Genomic DNA, 17,273 nt, shown 5'->3' on the forward strand with positions numbered 1-17,273 from the left:
GGACGGCTACGGGAGGCGGAGGTAGCGGCCGCGGCGGTGGAGCAGCGGGTCTCGATCGTCGCCGACGACGACGTGCTCGAGGACCGCGGTGACCTCGACCGACCAGCCGACCTCGCGCTCGCCGGCCAACCGGACGCCGGCCCACGTCGTGGCCGTGGCGAGCCGCGGCCCCGAGGACTCCGTGACGAACGTGGCCTGGCGGAACGGCCCGCCCGGGGCGGGCGCCGTACCGGCGAAGGCCTCGGCGAGCTGGCGGTCGGCCCACGAGAGCAGCTGGACGACCCCCCGGCCGGAGTCGCGCAGGGCCGCCAGGAGGTCGGAGTCGGGGTCGAGCAGCGCCAGCACCGCCGGCTCGGGACCCAGCGCGACCATCAGCGAGGTGACCGTGAGCCCGGCGCGGTCGTGGTCGTCGCCGGCGGTCCACAGCGTGACGGCCCCGCCGACCCGGCCGCGGAACCGCCGGGCGGGGTCGGGGTCGGCGTCGGCGAACGGGTGCGTGCTGTGGATGGTCACGATCGCTCCTTCCCACGGGGTACGGCGAGGGTCCACTCGGTTCCGTAGGGGCCGGTGTCGAGGGTGGCGCTGCCGCCGAGGTCGTGGATCCGGCCGCGGATCGACTCGGCCACGCCGAGGCGCCCCTCCTGCTCGGCGGCCTCCAGCCGGCCGGCCGCGATGCCCGGCCCCTCGTCGCGGACACTCACCTCGACCCGGTCGCCGAGGTCCTCGACGAGCACCCAGGCACGGGCGTCCGGGCCGACATGGCGCTCGACGTTGTCGAGGCAGGCGCGCACCACGGCCGCCAGCTCGGTCACGGTGTGGGCGGGCAGCTCGACGGCACCCGCGGGCAGCGCGACCTCGATACCGGGGCGCGACCCCAGCGCGGCCAGCGCGCCGGCGAGGTCCGCGTGCCCGGCGAGCGCCTGGGGGGTCGCGGTCAGCGCGTCCTGGGAACGGATCAGGGTGCGCAGCGCCTGCTCCTGCACGCCGGCGGCACGGCCGAGCTCACCGCCCTGGCGCTGGACCAGGGCGAGCACCTGCAGCACGCCGTCGTGCACGGCACGCGCCAGCCGGGCCCGCTCGGCGGCGGCAGCGGCCTCACGCTGGGCGAGGTCGCGCTCGGCGGCCATCGCCTTCAGCGACTCGCAGACGAAGCCGACCATCGAGCCCCCGAGGAGGATGAGGAAGACGTTCCCCCAGTCCTTCTCGGCGACCTGGGAGCGGGTGAGCAGGTCGGTCGCGCCGAGCAGCACCGCCGCGACCGTGCCGCCACGCCAGCCGTAGCGCACCGCCCAGGCCAGCAGCGCGCCGACGATCCAGTAGCCGGGGATGGTCGCCTCGAACCAGTCCCCCTTCGCCACGGGGGTCGCGAGCAGCAGTGCCACGGCGAGTGCCAGGTCACCCAGCAGCACCGCGGGGACGCGGCGCTCGGGGGCCGCGTACACGACGACGGCGGCCGCCGTCGCGACCACCATCACCGCGACGCACGCCCAGCCGAGGACGGGACGGTCGAAGTTGTCGCGGTAGGCGTTGAGGAGGACGGCGTAGCCGAGGACCACCACCCGCAGCACCGCCAGGGCACGGAACATGCGGTCCTCGACCGCGATCGCGGCCCGCGTGGTCGTGCCCTGGTCGGTCAGGACGCCAGCTTCCGCTCGCCGCCCTCGCCACGGTCGGACTTGCGCGACTCCGCCTTGGCGCGGGTGGCGTACATGTCGACGTACTCCTGCTGGGAGAGCCGCATGATCTCGTACATGATCTCGTCGGTGATCGAGCGCAGGATGAACCGGTCGTTCTCCATGCCGGCGTAGCGCGAGAAGTCGAGCGGCTTGCCGAAGCGCACCGTCGGCCGGGCGATCCGGCCGAACTTCTTGCCCGGGGGCGCCACGACATCGGTGCCGACGACGGCGACGGGGATCACCGGGACACCGGTCTCGAGGGTCAGTCGGGCGATGCCGGTCTTGCCGCGGTAGAGGCGGCCGTCGTGGGAGCGGGTGCCCTCGGGGTAGATGCCGAACAGCTCGCCCTCGGCCAGCACCCGCTTCGCCGAGACCAGCGCTCCGGACGCGGCGTCACCACTGGTGCGGTCGATCGGGATGTTGCCGGTGCCGCTGAAGAAGTTCTTCTGCAGCCAGCCCTTGATGCCCGGCGAGGTGAAGTACTCGGCCTTGGCGACGAAGCGCACCATCCGCGGGATCACCAGCGGCATGAACAGCCAGTCGGCGTACGACAGGTGGTTGCTGGCGAGGATCGCCGGTCCCGTGGCGGGGACGTTCTCGACGCCTTCGGCCCGGGGGCGGAAGACGACCTTCAGCAGCGGCCCGAGGGCGACGAACTTCAGGAACCAGTAGAACAACCGATCTGCCTTTCCCCAGTGTCCGGCGTCCGCCCGGACGGATGCCACTGCCTCGGATCCTAGTAGGTGTGCGGCACAATCTCGTCATGCCTCCGAGCGCCCCGGACCGCGGGACCGACCAGACCGCGCCACTGATGATCGCGGCCCGCCCCGAGCTGACGGGCGGACGCCGGATCGGCGTGCTGCTCAGCCACGGCTTCACCGGCTCCCCCGCATCGATGCGCCCGTGGGGCGAGCACCTCGGCGCGCTCGGGTACGGCGTCGCCGTACCCCTGCTGCCGGGGCACGGCACCACCTGGCAGCAACTCAACACCCACCGCTGGGCGGACTGGTACGCCGAGCTGGCCCGCGCCTTCGACGCGCTGCGGGCCGAGCACGACGCGGTCGTGGTCGGCGGGCTGTCGATGGGCGGTGCGCTGGTGCTGCGGCTGGCGGCCGACCGGGCCGACCAGGTCGCCGGCGTCATGGTGGTCAACCCGGCGGTCGCCACGCGGCGCCTGGACGTGAGGCTGCTGCCGGTCCTCAAGCACCTGGTGCCGTCGTTCCCGGCGATCGCCAACGACATCAAGAAGCCGGGCATCGACGAGCACGGCTACACCCGCACCCCGCTCAAGGCCATCCACTCGCTGCTGCAGGCCTGGCCCTCGCTGCGCGCCGACCTGCCGCGGATCACCGCGCCACTGATCTACTTCCGCTCGGCCGAGGACCACGTCGTCGACGACGCCTCGGAGCCGCTGGTGCTCGACGGCATCGCGTCGACCGACGTCACGCGCATCGCCCTGCCGGAGAGCTACCACGTGGCCACGCTCGACAACGACGCCCCGACGATCTTCGCGGAGTCGGCGGCGTTCGTCGAGCGGGTCACCTCGGCCTGACCGGCGGCCTGACCGGCAGGCTGCCCCGCGCTGGGCGCGGGGCGTAGCCTGAGGGCGTGCAGCGGGACGACCCGGACAACGACGACGCCGCCTGGCAGGCGATCATCGACAACTACGGCGAGCGCGTCGAGATCGACCCGCCCGACGATCCCGACGACGACCCCGGCCCGGCACCCGAGGGCGGCGACGAGCTCTACGACGACCGGTACGACGACGCCTACGACGAGATCGACCTCGTCGACGAGGACCGGTTCGTGCCCGACGCGGCGCCGCCGGTGCCGGTGCCGCCCGCCGACCGGATGCTCGCGTGGCTGGGCGTCTTCGGCTCGCCGACGGTGCTGCTCGTGTTCCTCGTCCTGGGGCTCGGCATGCCGAGCTGGCTCGGCTGGCTGTTGGTCGCCGGCTTCGTGGGCGGCTTCTGCTACCTGGTGATCAGGACGCCGGGCTCGCCGCGGGATCCGTGGGACGACGGGGCACGCGTCTGATCGCACCCCACGCCGCCGCCAGCGCCGCGACGCAGAGGCCGAGGAGCAGGAGGTTGCGCAGCGCGAGGAGGCCGACCACCGGCGCGCTCGCCCCCGAGTGTCCCTCGATCAGCGCCCCGTAGGCGTGCGGGTAGAGGACGTGGGACAGCACGGCAGCCGCCAGCAGCACGGCGGTCCAGCGGCCGAGTCGGCGACGGTCGGCCGCCTCGAGGAGAGCCAGTCCGGCGCAGGCCGCCGGGAGCAGCCACAGCAGGTACTGCGGGCTGAGGACCTTGCCGCTGACGACGAAGGCGGTCAGCGAGCCGAGCGTCAGCCAGACCACGCCGGGCAGTCCGGTCCGCGGGTCGGGCAGGCGGCGCCAGGCGAACGCCCACAGCACGAGGAGCACGAGTCCCAGTACGCCCGTGAGGACCGCGGACGCAGCCAGCAGGCCGCTCGTCCACGGCCCGTCGACCTCCCACGCGAGCGAGTCGGCGAAGGAGATGCGGTACCCGTCGGGTGCGACCGCCCACCGCACCATCGCCGGCGTCGCGGCGACGGACTCCACCTGCAGACCCCGGTCACCCTGGTAGGTCAGCGGCGACACCACCCGGTCCCAGCCGCCGACGGCGATGCTCACCGCGACCAGCACGATCCCGGCCGCGGCCCCGGCCCCGACGACCCGACTCCGGCTCGCGGCCGGGCCCGCGAGCCCGGGCAGCACGAGGGCGGGCGTGTACTTCAGCCCGGTGGCCAGGACGGCGAGCACCGCCGCCCGGCGCGGCGCCGCGACGAGGGACAGCAGCGCCAGCGCCACCAGGACACCGGGGACGAGGTCGAACCTGGCGTAGCTGATCGCGCCCAGCGCCGGGGTCGCGGCCAGCCACACGGCGACCGGCGCGACCGTTGCCGAGCGACGGAGCAGCGCAGCGAGGAAGCCCGCGTCCAGCAGCACCAGCAGCAGCAGGAGGACCACCTGGTAGGACGCCGTGACGCCGACGGCGGAGAGCAGGCCGTAGGGCGCCGCGAGCAGCAGGAACGCCGGCACGGGGTACTCCGCGAGCGTGCCGCCGACCCCCTCCGCCCCGAGGTCGTCGAGGCTCACCCGGTAGTAGTTGAGGTCGGAGAACGACCCCGACTCCGCGCTCGCCAGCAGCACGACCAGGACCAGGCGGCTCAGGCCCCACAGCAGCCAGGCCCGCACCGGGTCCAGCCGGCCGGTCACGAACGGCCGTCCCGGGCGAGCAGGGCCGCACCGATCGCGCCCGCCTCGGGACCGAGCAGGGCCGGCACCAGCGCCGGCACGGCGCGGTAGGCCGTGCCCTGCAACGAGTGGACCAACGCCGTGCGGGCCGGTCCGAGCAGCAGCTCGCCCACCGCGGACACCCCGCCGCCGACGACGACCAGCCCCGGATCGAACGCAGAGACCAGGCCGGCGACGCCGATCCCGAGCCAGGTACCGACCGAGGCGAACGAGCTGAGCGCGACCGGGTCGCCGGCACGGGCCAACGCCGTGACCTCGGGCCCGTCGAGGTGCCGACCGAGCGCGACCCGGGTGACCCGTTCGAGGGCGCGCCCGCTGCAGTACTGCTCCCAGCAGCCGCGCAGCCCGCACTCGCAGGCGAGCCCGTCGGGCACGACCTGCATGTGGCCGAACTCCCCCGCCAGGCCGTGCGCCCCGCGCACGACCCGGCCGTCGAGGACGATCGCGCCGCCGATGCCGGTGCCGATGGTGACCAGCAGCGCCGAGCCCACCCCGCGGGCCGCGCCGGCGACCAGCTCGGCGTGCGCCGCGCAGTTGGCGTCGTTGTCGAGGACGACGGTCAGTCCCGTGCGGTCGGCGAGCGTACGGCGGACAGGCGTGTCCCGCCACGGCAGGTGGGCGCCGAACAGGAAGCGCTCACCGGCCGCGTCCACCAGGCCCGCGGCGGAGACGCCGAGCGCGACGGGCGGCCGGCCGCCGTCCACGTCCCGGGCGGCGAGCACGATCGCCTCCTCGACCGCCTCCGGCCCCGCCGAACGGCCGGGCATCGGTCGGGTCGCAGTGGCTTGCACCTCGCCGGAGGCGTCGATCCGGACCGCGAGGACCTTGGTGCCGCCGACGTCGACACCGACCCAGCTGCGGGTCATGTCAGCCGCGGGCCAGGTCGGCTGCGCCGACGACTCCGGCGCGGTTGCCCATCGCAGCGAGGCGGATCTCGGCCTCCGGCCGGTAGCCCCGACCGGTGAGCTCGCGCTCGAAGGCAGCGCGGATCGGGTCGAGCAGCAGGTCCCGGGCCTCGCTGACGCCGCCACCGATGACCACCACGCCGGGGTCGAGGACCGCCGCCAGGGACGCGATCCCCTGGCCCAGCGCGTCGCCGAGGTCGGCGAGGCGCGCGCGGGCGAAGGCGTCGCCGTCCTTCGCGGCCGCGGTGACGAGCGGGCCGTCGATCGCCTCGACGTCGCCGCCGGCACGCTCGAGGAGTCCGCGGGCCGCGGCCGGGTCGGCCACCACCGCCTGGCGGGTGTCGCGCACGAGCGCGCTCCCGCTGCCGTACTGCTCCAGGCACCCGTGGTTGCCGCAGCCGCACAACCGCCCGTCGGGCACCAGCCGGAGGTGGCCGATCTCGCCGGCGACGCCGTGGGCGCCGCGCAGCAAGCGGCCGCCGGCGATCACGCCGCCGCCCACGCCCGTGCCGACGGTCACCATCAGCTGGTCGTCGTGGTCGCGGCCGGCGCCGTACCGGAACTCACCCCAGGCCGCCACGTTGCCGTCGTTCTCGACGACGACCGGCAGCCCGATCAGCCGGCTCAGGTCGGCCCCCAAGGGCTCGTTGCGCCAGGCGATGTTGGGAGCGAACAGCACCGTCGAGCGGTCGGAGTGGATGTAGCCGGCAGCGCCGACGCCCACCGCCGTCACCGGGTGCCGGGCGACGAGCTGGGCGACCAGCCCGGCCACCGCGGACTCGATGGCGCTCGCATCGGTCGCCGGGGAGTTCACCCGGCCCTCGGCGAGCACGGTGCCGTCCTCGTCGACGACGGCGCCGGCGATCTTGGTGCCGCCGATGTCGATCCCACACGTCAGGTTCCCAGTCACGGCGTCGGGTCCTCCGGGTCGTCGAGATCGATCCGCTGCACCTCGGAGGTCCGGCCCGAGGCCTCCTGCGACGGGGTCTCCAGCAGGCCGGCGGCCGCCTGCAGCAGCGACGACGCCGCCACCATCAGGTGCGCCTTGACCTCGGGCGAGGTCTGCCGCACGGCGTGCACCACGCGGCACACCGGGCAGTACCTGCACTCGACCGCGTCGGTCGCGATGTGCTCGCCGACCTCGTGGGCCATCGAGGCCGCCTCGCCGACGAGGTTCCCTGCCAGGTTGCCGAGACCGCCGGCGGCGTCGCCGGTGTGCTGCCTGGCCAGGTCGGCGAACGCGCCGAGGAGCTTCATCGCCTCCTCGCCCACGCTGCCGACGTCGTGGGGCCCGGGGCCGTGCATGTCGTCGGGCTCGTCGGTCATCGGGCCTCCACCGGCTCGGGCTCGGTGAACCTGACCCGGAGCTCGCCGTCGACCACGCTCGCTCCGGCCACCCGCAGCCGGGCCAGGCCCGGCGGCAGCGTCAGCAGACGGCGGTAGGAGCCGACGGTCATCACGAGCTCGTCGCCGTTGCGGGCGAGGCCGACCTCCGAGCGGGACACGTGGGGCAGGGACAGGTGGGCGACGGCTCCCCCGTCGTCACCGCGGGAGACGCGGAACGGCCCGTCCCCCGCAGGTACGGCGAACGGGTCGGCGCCGTCGTACAGGTCGTTGGCGAGGGCGGTGAGCGCGGACACCCCGACGGGCTCGGCCGGCTGGTACTGCGAGGTCCACACCGGCAGACCGCCGAAGGACTGCGCAACCTCCCGCAGCACGGCGCTCTGGGCCGTGACCCAGCCCGCGCGCCACGGGTCGTCGTCGCCCGACGGGAAGACCCGGTTGGCGACGACGCCGTCGACGCGGTACCCGAAGAGGCACAGGCTGGTGTAGGCCCGCCGTGCCTCCGCGAGCACGACCTGCTCCGGGGTGAGGACCAGTCGCACCGACGACTCCGGGCCGGACAGCAGGGCGTGCACGTCGTCGAGCTCGCCGTGCAGGCGGGTGATCGCGTCGAAGACCGGATCGCCGGGCATCGGGACGCCGGCCGCGCGGTTGAGGACCGGGCGCAGCGCCTTGACCAGCCGGCGCTGGATGGGCAGCAGCCGTTCGAGATACCAGCCGAGCGCCTCCGGCAGGGCCAGCAGGCGCAGCGTCTCGGCAGTGGGCGCGCAGTCGACCACGATCAGGTCCCAGCCGCCCGAGCGGGCGTGCTGGCGCAGCTCCAGCAGCGCGAGCACCTCCTCCGCGCCGGGGATGACGGTCATCTCCTCGGCCGCGACCGGGTCCATGCCCACCGCGTCGAGGACGGAGAGTAGGTAGCGCTGGATGTCGGCCCACGACTGCTCGAAGCGCAGCTGGGCGTCGACCTGCTGGACGAAGAGGTTCGCGGCCACCTCGCTCGGCTCGGCGCTCTGGTTGGTCGAGCCCGTCGCGGTCCCGACGGCGCCGTAGGCGTCGGCAAGGGAGTGTGCGGCGTCGGTCGAGATCACCAGGGTGCGCAGGCCCCGCGCCGCGGCCAGCGCCGCCGTACCCGCGGCGACGGTGGACTTGCCGACACCGCCCTTGCCGGTGAAGAGAACGATCCGCACGGAGCAGCCTGCCTGGGCGCCGTCAGGCGCCGGACTCGACGCGCTTCTTCAGGCCCTTGAGCGCGGTGTCGATGAGGATCTTCTCGCCCTTGCGCTTGAGCATGCCGATCAGCGGGATGGAGACGTCGAGGGCCAGTCGGTAGGTGACCTCGGTGGAGCCGCCGGTCTCACGGAGCACATAGGCACCCTCGAGGGCCTTGAGCATCTTGCCCTCGACGAGGGTCCAGGTGACCTGGCGGTCGCCGTCCCAGACGTAGGAGAGCGTGTACTCGTCCTTGATCGGCGAGACGTCGAGGGCGAAGAACACCTCACGGGCCCGACCGGCCTGCGTCGGGTCGCCGGCGTCGTACGACGAGCGCACCTCGGCCACGGTGACGCCCTTGGCCCACTGGGGGTAGGCCGCGAAGTCGGCGATGACGGCCATCACATCGGCGGCAGGGGCATCGACGACGATCGACGAGGACGTCTGTTCGGCCATGGCGGGAAGGCTACCGGACCCGGAGGTCGCGCAGCTGCCCGGCATCCGCGCGGTCTCGAACCCGGCGGTAACCTGCACAGGTGCGCGAGTACTCCACCCCGCAGACCGTCGAGATCCCGCAGACGGGCAACCTCACCGATGACGTGGTCCGCAACGCGGCCGAGGCGCCGCAGGCGGCGCAGTTCAGCCGTGCGAGCGCCGACGGAGGCTGGGAGGACGTGTCCTGCACGGCCTTCCTGGCCGAGGTCTCGGCCGTGGCGAAGGGCCTGGTCGCGGCGGGCGTCGGGGCCGGCGACCGGGTCGCGGTGATCTCGCGCACCCGCTACGAATGGACGCTGCTCGACTACGCGATCTGGTTCGCCGGGGCCGTCACCGTGCCGATCTACGAGTCCTCCTCGGAGGAGCAGGTCAGCTGGATCCTGTCCGACTCCGGCGCCCGGGCCGTGGTGTGCGAGGACGCCGGCCACCGCAGCCGGGTCGAGGCCACCCGTGACGCCCTGCCCGACCTGCAGCACCTGTGGACCATCGAGGACGGGGCAGTCGCGACGCTCACTGACCTGGGCGCCGGGGTCAGCGACGCCGACCTGGAGGCTCGTCGTACGACCGCCGGCCCGGCCGACCTCGCGACGCTGATCTACACCTCCGGCACCACCGGCCGCCCCAAGGGCTGCATGCTCACCCACGACAACTTCCAGACCGAGCTGGGGGTCGCGGTCGCCGAGCTGGAGCAGCTCTTCGACGCCGAGGGCGCCTCCACGCTGCTCTTCCTCCCGCTGGCGCACGTCTTCGCGCGGATCATCCAGGTGGGCTGCGTGAAGTCCCGCACCCGCCTCGGCCACAGCGCCGACATCAAGAACCTGCTGCCGCAGCTGGCGACCTTCCAGCCGACCTTCATCCTCGCGGTGCCCCGCGTCTTCGAGAAGGTCTTCAACACCGCGTCGCAGAAGGCGACCGCCGACGGCAAGGGCAAGATCTTCGACCGGGCCGCCGAGACCGCGATCGCCTGGTCCCGGGCCCTCGACGGCGGCGGCCGGGTGCCGCTCCGGGTCCGCGCGCAGCACGCCGTGTTCTCGCGACTGGTCTACGGCAGGCTGCGTGCCGCGCTCGGCGGCGCCTGCGAGCTCGCGCTGTCCGGCGGGGCTCCGCTCGGCGACCGGCTCGGCCACTTCTACCGCGGGGTCGGCATCACCGTGCTCGAGGGCTACGGCCTCACCGAGACGACCGCCGCCCTCACCGTGAACCTGCCCGACGCCCAGAAGGTCGGTTCGGTCGGGCGCCCGATGCCCGGCACCGCCGTCCGCATCGCCGACGACGGCGAGCTGCTGTTCCGCGGCGGCCAGGTCTTCACCGGGTACTGGAACAACCCCGAGGCCACCGCCGAGGCGATCGACGCCGACGGCTGGTTCCACACCGGCGACGTCGGCGAGGTCGACGACGAGGGCTTCGTACGGATCACCGGACGCAAGAAGGAGATCCTGGTGACCGCGGGCGGCAAGAACGTCGCACCCGCCGTCCTCGAGGACCGGGTCCGGGCCTCCGCCCTGGTCAGCCAGTGCCTGGTCGTCGGCGACGGCCAGCCGTTCATCGCGGCGCTGGTCACCATCGACGAGGAGGCCTTCCCGGCGTGGGCCGAGCTGCACGGCAAGACCGGGAAGGTGGCCGACCTCGTCGACGACGACGACCTGCGCGCCGAGGTCCAGGCCGCGGTCGACGAGGCCAACAAGGCGGTCTCGAAGGCCGAGTCGATCAGGAAGTTCGCGATCCTGCCGACGGACTGGACCGAGGAGGCCGGCCAGGTGACGCCGAGCCTCAAGCTGAAGCGGAACGTCGTCATGCGCGAGTACCGCGACGACATCGCCGCGCTCTACTCCTGAGCGCCGCCGCGGCGAGTCCGGGCGGTCCCCGACCGGTCACGGAACGGCGCGGCCGGCGGGACCATAGTCCTGACGAACCATCTCGCCGGTTGCGATCGGACATCATTCGTCTCCTTTTGGCGTTTTCACTCACACCTCGTGCGCCGTCTTCGCTAGCCTCGCGGTGCGCTGCAGCCGGGGAGCAGTGACCATGCACATGGGGAGCGGGAGGGCTCTGGAAGTGGACCGTCGCAGGTTGTTGCTCGTCGTCGCCGCGGTGATCGCCGCGCTGGGTGTCGGGCTTGTCTTCATGTTCGCCCGGGGCGCCGAGTCGCGCGCCGCTGAGAAGTACCAGACGACCGACGTCGTCACCGTCGCGGCCGGGAAGACCGTTCTTCCCGGCGAGAGCATCAAGTCGGCGCTCGACACCGGCAAGCTCGCGCAGACCGCCGTGCCGAAGGGCCAGGTGCTCGAGAACGCGCTGCGCCAGAGCCAGCTGGGCGACCTCGACGGCAAGGTCGCGCTGACCACGCTGTACGCCGGCGAGCAGCTGCTGTCGACCAAGTTCGGAGGCGTCGGCGACCCGGTCGACGTCGCGTCGCTGCCCCTGCCGACGGGCATGATCGCCAAGCCGGAGTCCTTCGACCTGCCGGTCGGTTCGTTCATCGAGCCCGGCTCGCAGCTGGCGGTGTTCCTCACGGTCAACCCGGCCACGCCGACCTGCCTGCTCATCGATCGCGTCACGGTCATCTCCAAGGGTGCGCAGACGGAGACCACCGCCGACGCCGCCGCTGACGCCGCCGAGCAGGCCCCGGCCCTGCACCTCGCGGTGACCCAGCAGCAGTTCGAGTGGCTCCAGGACGGCCGCGAGCGCGGCGAGCTGTCCGTGGCCCTGCTCAACGCGGAGAGCGAGGTCCAGCTCGACAAGACCGGGCCCTGCGCCACGATCCGCGAAGGCGAGTGACGTCATGCCGGTTCTCGTCGAACAGGATCCGTCGCTCGTCGACAGCCTGGTGCGCGCCATGCCCCCCGGTTCCCAGGCGGTCGCCACGACCGAGCGCGCCGTGGCCTGGCTCGACCAGCACCCGGACGAGTACGTCGTGGCGCTCGGCCCGAGCGTCCATCTCGGTGCCGCGCTCGCCACGGCCGAGGAGCTGCGGATCAAGCGTCCCACCGTCAGCGTCGTCCTCGTCCGCGAGCAGTTCGACACCGACGTCCTGACCAAGTCCATGCACGCCGGGATCCGCGACGTCGTCGTCGCGGGCGGCGACGAGAAGGCCCTCACCAGCGCTGTCGAGCGCGCACACCAGCTCTACCAGGCCCTCCGCGGCCCCGGCGGCGCGCGCCAGCTCGGTCGCGTCGTGACCGTCTTCTCCCCCAAGGGCGGCGTCGGCAAGACCACGTCGTCGGTCAACCTGGCGCTGGCGCTCACCGACCGGGGTGCCCGCAAGGTGTGCCTGGTGGACCTCGACCTCGCCTTCGGTGACGTCGCGATCACCATGCAGCTCTTCCCGACGCACTCGATCGAGCAGGCGGTCGGGTCGGAGGACTCGATCGACCTCGCCATGCTCGAGGGGCTGCTGACCCGCCACCAGGACTCGCTGACCGTGCTGGCGGCGCCGGCCCACCCGGACGTGCGCGAGCGGGTCACCCCGCTGCTGATCTCGCGGATCCTGCGGGCGCTGCGCGACGGCTTCGACTACATCGTCGTCGACACCTCGCCCTCGTTCGACGACGCGACCCTGACCGCGCTGGACGAGACCGACGAGTGCGTGATCGTCGCGACGCTCGACGTGCCCACGCTGAAGAACGTCAAGGTCGCCCTGGAGACCATGGACATGCTGTCCATCGCCCGCGGCCACCGGCACCTGCTGCTGAACCGCGCGGACGACGAGGTCGGCATCAGCGTGGAGAAGGTCGAGAGCATCCTCGGGATGCCGGTCAGCGCGCAGGTCGCGACGGCCGTCGACATCGCCGCGGCCACCAACGCGGGTACGCCGATCGTCTCGCACAAGCCGGGGCACCCGGCGAGCCTCGCCTACGCGCACCTCGCCGCGGCGGTCACCGGCGAGCCGGTCGCCGCCCCGTCGTCCGCCGCCTCCGAGCCGCCGACCGAACCGGCCCGTTCGCGCGGGCTGTTCCGCCGCGGGAGGAGCTGAGCGTGTCCAGTCTCTCCGAGCGCCTGGCCGCCGCGCGCCGTGAGGCCGCCGGGCAGGGCCGCCACGCCGCCACCCCCGGCGCCGACGCCGAGCTCCTCGCCGAGGTCGTCAGCGCGACCGAACCGCACGCGAGCGCCCCGGGCGCTGCCGCTCCGGAACCGGAGCAGAGGGCCGCCGGCCCGCTCTCCTCCCGGGCGGCTGCCGCGGCCGCGGCCACCGACGGCAAGCCCGGGCGCCGCATCGCCGGCACCGAGGACCGGCTCGAGGACCTGAAGTCGAGCGTGCACACCGAGCTGATCAAGCAGCTGGGCCCGCACCTGTACGACTCCGAGATGGACCAGGACGAGCTGGACCAGACCGTCCGCACCGTCCTCTCCGACGTCCTCGGCGCCCAGGACCGGCCGCTCAGCGCGGCCGACCGGGTCCGGGTGACCCAGGAGATCACCGACGACATCCTCGGCTACGGCCCGATCGACCCCTACCTGCGCGACCCCGAGGTCTCCGAGGTCATGGTCAACGGCCACGACGACGTGTGGCTCGAGCGGGACGGCCGGTTGGTCAAGGCCGAGGCGCACTTCGTCGACGAGGCCCACCTGCGCCGCACGATCGACAAGATCGTGTCGCGGATCGGTCGCCGCGTCGACGAGTCCTCGCCGATGGTCGACGCCCGCCTGCCCGACGGGAGCCGCGTCAACGCGATCGTCCCGCCGCTGGCGATCGACGGCTCCGCACTGACGATCCGGAAGTTCTCGACCGACCCGCTGACCGTGCAGGACCTGATCAACTTCGGGTCGCTGACCCCGCAGACGGCCGACTTCCTCGACGCCTGCGTCCGCGGCCGGCTCAACGTGATCGTGTCCGGCGGCACCGGCGCCGGCAAGACGACGACGCTCAACGTGTTGTCCTCGTTCATCCCGACCGACGAGCGGATCGTCACGATCGAGGACGCCGCCGAGCTCCAGCTCAAGCAGGACCACGTCGTGCGGCTGGAGTCGCGCCCGGCCAACATCGAGGGCAAGGGCGCGGTCACCATCCGCGACCTGGTCCGCAACAGCCTGCGCATGCGGCCGGACCGCATCGTCGTCGGCGAGGTCCGCGACGCCTCCGCGCTCGACATGCTCCAGGCCATGAACACCGGCCACGACGGCTCCATCTGCACCCTGCACTCCAACGGCCCGCGCGACACGCTCGCCCGCATGGAGACGATGGTGCTGATGGCCGGCATGGACCTGCCGATCCGCGCCATCCGCGAGCAGGTGGCCTCCGCGGTCGACCTGATCGTGCACCAGACCAGGTTCAAGGACGGCTCGCGCCGGATCACCCACATCACCGAGGTGGAGCGGATGGAGGGCGACATCATCACCCTCCAGGACATCTTCGTCTTCGACAACTCGGCCGGCTTCGACGAGAACGGCCGGATCCTCGGGCGGCTGCGCTCGACCGGGCTGCGGCCGAAGTTCGTCGAGAAGCTGGCCTACGCCAACGTCGCCGTCGATCCGACGATCTTCCGGACGGAACGCATCTGATGCGCGGGCAGCAGCTGGCGCGGGGGGTGGCGGCGCTGCTGGTCGCCCTCCTCGCCCTGCTCGTCGGTGCGCCGGCCCTTGCGGCCGACGGGGGCATCGCGCACGTCGAGTCGAGCGGCGACGGCATCCGGATCCTGGTCGACGTACCCGCCGGGAGCCAGGTCGACCTGTCCGGCGTCTCGGCGACGCTCGACGGCAAGACCCTGGAGGCGACCGCCACCAGCACCAGCTCCGGCTCGGCCGTGAAGCGCACGACCGTGCTGGTGATCGACACCAGCAACTCGATGCGCAAGCAGGGTCGCTTCGAGGCGGCCCAGCAGGCCGCGTCGACCTACCTCGACACGGTGCCCGGCGACGTCGAGGTCGGCATCGTGACCTTCGACAGCACCGTCGACGTCGCCCTCGCGCCGACGACCGACCGCGGAGCCGCCCGCACGGTCATCGACGGGCTCTCCCTGCAGCGCAACACGCTGCTGTACGACGGCATCCTCGCCGCCACCGACCTCGCCGGCGACAGCGGCCAGCGCTCGCTGCTGCTGCTCTCCGACGGCGCCGACGCCGGCAGCAAGGCATCGATCGAGGACGCCGTGGCCGCGATCAAGGACGCCGGCACCCGGGTCCACATCGTCGGCCTCGACCTCGCCGAGGACCAGCTCGCCCCGCTCCGCGCGCTCGCCGACGCCGGCAAGGGCGACGTCATCACCTCGAGCGGCACCGCCCTGGCTGCCGCCTTCGCCGAGCAGGCCGAGGCGCTGGCCGACCAGGTCCTCGTCACCGCCCCCCTCCCCTCCGGCTTCTCCGCCGACGTGGCGACCGTCGAGGTGAGCCTGCCGACCGCCGGTGGCGAACCGGTGGTCGCCCGCAGCCTGGCCACCATCGAGGCGACCAGCACCCCGGCCGCCGAGGCGCCGCTGCCCGCCATCACCGAGGACACCGGGTTCACGGCACCCGACTGGCTGCTCTGGGTCGGCGTCGCGGTCTTCGGGGTCGGTCTGCTCTCGGTGGCCGTGCTGCTCGTGCCCGCGAAGCCGGCTCCGATGAGCATCGCGGACCGCGTGACGGCGTACAGCACCCGGGTCGCGGGGGTCGAGGAGCGGGCGCAGAAGCCCCAGGCCGACCCCGTGCTCGACCAGGCCAAGGCCGCCGCCGCCGAGATCCTCGAGCGCAACAGCGCCCTCAACGACCGGATGACCCGGCGGCTCACGGCCGCCGGCAGCGAGTTCAAGCCCTCGGAATGGCTGCTGCTGCACGTGGGTACCGTGCTGGCCGCCGCCGTCGTCGGTCTCCTGCTCGGTCAGGGGAGCATCGTCCTCGGCCTGCTGTTCATGGCCGTCGGCTTCGTCCTGCCTCCCGCCTACCTGCGCATCATGGCCGGGCGTCGGCGCCGGGCCTTCGACGCCGCTCTGCCCGACGTGCTCCAGCTCCTGTCCGGAGCGCTGAGCGCCGGTCTCTCGCTTGCCCAGGCCGTCGACACCGTGGTCCGCGAAGGCCCCGAGCCGATCGCCTCGGAGTTCAAGCGGGTGCTCGTCGAGGCCCGGATCGGCGTGTCGATCGAGGACGCCTTCGAGGGCGTCGCCCATCGGTTCCAGAGCAAGGACTTCGGCTGGGCGGTGATGGCCATCCGGATCCAGCGCCAGGTCGGCGGCAACCTCGCCGAGCTGCTCACCACCGTCGCGGCGACCATGCGGGAGCGGCAGTACCTGCGGCGCCACGTGCGGGCGCTGTCCGCCGAGGGCCGGCTGTCCGCCGTGATCCTGTGCGGTCTCCCCCCGGTGTTCGGCCTCTACCTGTTCCTCACCAACCGTGAGTTCCTGCACCCGCTGGTCGCCGACCCCCGCGGCTGGGTCCTGCTCGCCTTCGGCGTGGTGTGGATGACGATCGGCGCGTTCTGGATGTCTCGCATGGTCAAGGTGGAGGCGTGATGCTGCTCCTGCTCGCACTCATCCTGTTCGTGGCCGCGATCGCCGCAGCCGGGGCCGCCTTCGCCAAGGAGCAGCCCACGGGCCTGGCGCGCGCCCTCGAGGCGCTCGAGCGGTCCGGTCCGGCGGGGCGGGAGCTCGTGGAGGCGGCGGACCAGCCGTTCGCCGAGCGGGTCCTCGCCCCCTTCCAGGCCCGCGCGCTCACGCTCGGTCGTCGCGTGACCGGCGCGGACAAGGCCGACCGGATCCGGCGTCGGCTCGACTTCGCCGGCAACCCACGCGGCTGGACCGTCGACCGGGTCCTGTCGCTCAAGGTCATCTGCGCCGTGGCCCTGCCGGTCGCGGTGCTGGCCTACGGGCTCCTGCTCGGCGGCTCGTTCACTGTGCTCGTCGTGCTCGCGCTGGCCGCCGCAGCACTCGGCTTCTTCGTCCCGGACCTCTACCTCTACAACCAGGCCGCCCACCGCGCCGACCAGATCAAGCGGAACCTCGCCGACTCGGTCGACCTGCTGACCATCAGCGTGGAGGCCGGGCTCGGCTTCGACGCCGCGCTGCAGCAGGTGGCACGCAACACCACCGGCCCGGTCGCCGAGGAGTTCTCCCGGGTGCTGCGCGAGATGCAGCTCGGCATGAGCCGCTCGGAGGCCCTCAAGGCGATGGGCACCCGGAGCAACGTGGAGGATCTCAACACCTTCGTCGGCTCGATGGTGCAAGCCGATGCCTTCGGCATCCCGATCGGCCAGGTGCTCCGCGTCCAGTCCGGCGAGATTCGGGTCAAGCGCCGGCAGTATGCCGAGGAGAAGGCCCAACAGGTGCCGGTGAAGATCATGATCCCGCTGATTCTCTTCATCCTGCCCTGCCTGTTCATCGTCGTCATGGGGCCTGCCGTGCTGAACGCACTCGACGCGTTCAACGGCAAGTGAGAGGCGGTTTCAGCACTAGGGTG

17 protein-coding genes are annotated in these 17,273 nt (G+C 72.9%); 8 read left to right on the forward strand and 9 right to left on the reverse strand.

Annotated elements, in window-relative coordinates; genetic code table 11:
* Positions 1-6 precede the first annotated feature (6 nt).
* The 3 genes from KU893_RS01405 to KU893_RS01415 are packed head-to-tail and all read right to left on the reverse strand — an operon-like array spanning position 7 to position 2,353.
* Entirely contained in the window at positions 7-513 is a 507-nt protein-coding gene (locus tag KU893_RS01405; protein WP_218232524.1) for a flavin reductase family protein, read from the reverse strand.
* Entirely contained in the window at positions 510-1,637 is a 1,128-nt protein-coding gene (macS, locus tag KU893_RS01410) for a MacS family sensor histidine kinase (protein ID WP_218232590.1), read from the reverse strand. Before macS ends, KU893_RS01405 begins: the two co-directional genes overlap by 4 nt.
* Complete coding sequence (locus KU893_RS01415) at positions 1,634-2,353, reverse strand: lysophospholipid acyltransferase family protein (protein ID WP_218232525.1); 720 nt, start codon at positions 2,351-2,353, stop codon at positions 1,634-1,636. Before KU893_RS01415 ends, macS begins: the two co-directional genes overlap by 4 nt.
* Positions 2,354-2,439: 86 nt before the next feature.
* Between KU893_RS01415 and KU893_RS01420 the strand changes: the two genes are divergently transcribed.
* Positions 2,440-3,228: an alpha/beta hydrolase gene (locus KU893_RS01420; RefSeq protein ID WP_246591530.1), complete on the forward strand. Its 789-nt coding sequence runs from the start codon at positions 2,440-2,442 to the stop codon at positions 3,226-3,228.
* Between the two features lie 56 nt (positions 3,229-3,284).
* A complete protein-coding gene (locus tag KU893_RS01425; protein WP_218232526.1) occupies positions 3,285-3,713 on the forward strand; it encodes a hypothetical protein in 429 nt (142 codons plus the stop codon).
* Here the strand turns inward: KU893_RS01425 and KU893_RS01430 are convergent.
* The 6 genes from KU893_RS01430 to KU893_RS01455 are packed head-to-tail and all read right to left on the reverse strand — an operon-like array spanning position 3,661 to position 8,870.
* Positions 3,661-4,917: a glycosyltransferase 87 family protein gene (locus tag KU893_RS01430; RefSeq protein WP_218232527.1), complete on the reverse strand. Its 1,257-nt coding sequence runs from the start codon at positions 4,915-4,917 to the stop codon at positions 3,661-3,663. The two genes, KU893_RS01425 and KU893_RS01430, sit on opposite strands and share 53 nt — an antisense overlap.
* Positions 4,914-5,822, reverse strand: coding sequence for an ROK family protein (locus KU893_RS01435; RefSeq protein WP_218232528.1), 909 nt, complete (start codon positions 5,820-5,822; stop codon positions 4,914-4,916). Before KU893_RS01435 ends, KU893_RS01430 begins: the two co-directional genes overlap by 4 nt.
* Before the next feature lies 1 nt (position 5,823).
* Positions 5,824-6,771 (reverse strand): ROK family glucokinase, encoded by a 948-nt coding sequence (locus KU893_RS01440; protein WP_218232529.1) that lies wholly within the window; start codon positions 6,769-6,771, stop codon positions 5,824-5,826.
* Positions 6,768-7,187, reverse strand: a complete 420-nt coding sequence (locus KU893_RS01445; RefSeq protein ID WP_218232530.1) for a hypothetical protein — start codon at positions 7,185-7,187, stop codon at positions 6,768-6,770. Before KU893_RS01445 ends, KU893_RS01440 begins: the two co-directional genes overlap by 4 nt.
* Positions 7,184-8,392, reverse strand: coding sequence for an ArsA family ATPase (locus KU893_RS01450; protein WP_218232531.1), 1,209 nt, complete (start codon positions 8,390-8,392; stop codon positions 7,184-7,186). The genes KU893_RS01445 and KU893_RS01450 overlap by 4 nt, the downstream gene beginning before the upstream one ends.
* Before the next feature lie 22 nt (positions 8,393-8,414).
* Positions 8,415-8,870 carry an SRPBCC family protein gene (locus KU893_RS01455; protein ID WP_218232532.1) on the reverse strand — a complete coding sequence of 152 codons (456 nt, stop codon included), beginning with the start codon at positions 8,868-8,870 and terminating at the stop codon, positions 8,415-8,417.
* Between the two features lie 80 nt (positions 8,871-8,950).
* On the opposite strand from KU893_RS01455, the gene KU893_RS01460 reads away from it, so the two are divergent.
* The 6 genes from KU893_RS01460 to KU893_RS01485 all read left to right on the forward strand — a co-directional run bounded on the left by KU893_RS01460 (position 8,951) and on the right by KU893_RS01485 (position 17,250).
* Positions 8,951-10,744 carry an AMP-dependent synthetase/ligase gene (locus tag KU893_RS01460; protein ID WP_218232533.1) on the forward strand — a complete coding sequence of 598 codons (1,794 nt, stop codon included), beginning with the start codon at positions 8,951-8,953 and terminating at the stop codon, positions 10,742-10,744.
* A gap of 235 nt (positions 10,745-10,979) precedes the next feature.
* A complete protein-coding gene (locus KU893_RS01465) occupies positions 10,980-11,687 on the forward strand; it encodes an RcpC/CpaB family pilus assembly protein (RefSeq protein ID WP_218232534.1) in 708 nt (235 codons plus the stop codon).
* A gap of 4 nt (positions 11,688-11,691) precedes the next feature.
* Positions 11,692-12,882 carry a CpaE/TadZ family protein gene (locus tag KU893_RS01470; protein ID WP_218232535.1) on the forward strand — a complete coding sequence of 397 codons (1,191 nt, stop codon included), beginning with the start codon at positions 11,692-11,694 and terminating at the stop codon, positions 12,880-12,882.
* A gap of 2 nt (positions 12,883-12,884) precedes the next feature.
* Complete coding sequence (locus KU893_RS01475; RefSeq protein WP_218232536.1) at positions 12,885-14,408, forward strand: TadA family conjugal transfer-associated ATPase; 1,524 nt, start codon at positions 12,885-12,887, stop codon at positions 14,406-14,408.
* On the forward strand, positions 14,408-16,330 hold the full coding sequence (locus tag KU893_RS01480; protein ID WP_218232537.1) for a type II secretion system F family protein: 1,923 nt from the start codon (positions 14,408-14,410) through the stop codon (positions 16,328-16,330). Before KU893_RS01475 ends, KU893_RS01480 begins: the two co-directional genes overlap by 1 nt.
* A complete protein-coding gene (locus KU893_RS01485; protein ID WP_218232538.1) occupies positions 16,330-17,250 on the forward strand; it encodes a type II secretion system F family protein in 921 nt (306 codons plus the stop codon). Before KU893_RS01480 ends, KU893_RS01485 begins: the two co-directional genes overlap by 1 nt.
* Positions 17,251-17,273: the final 23 nt, after the last annotated feature.

It is taken from the genome of Nocardioides daeguensis, from assembly GCF_019192965.1.
Lineage (GTDB): Bacteria > Actinomycetota > Actinomycetes > Propionibacteriales > Nocardioidaceae > Nocardioides > Nocardioides daeguensis.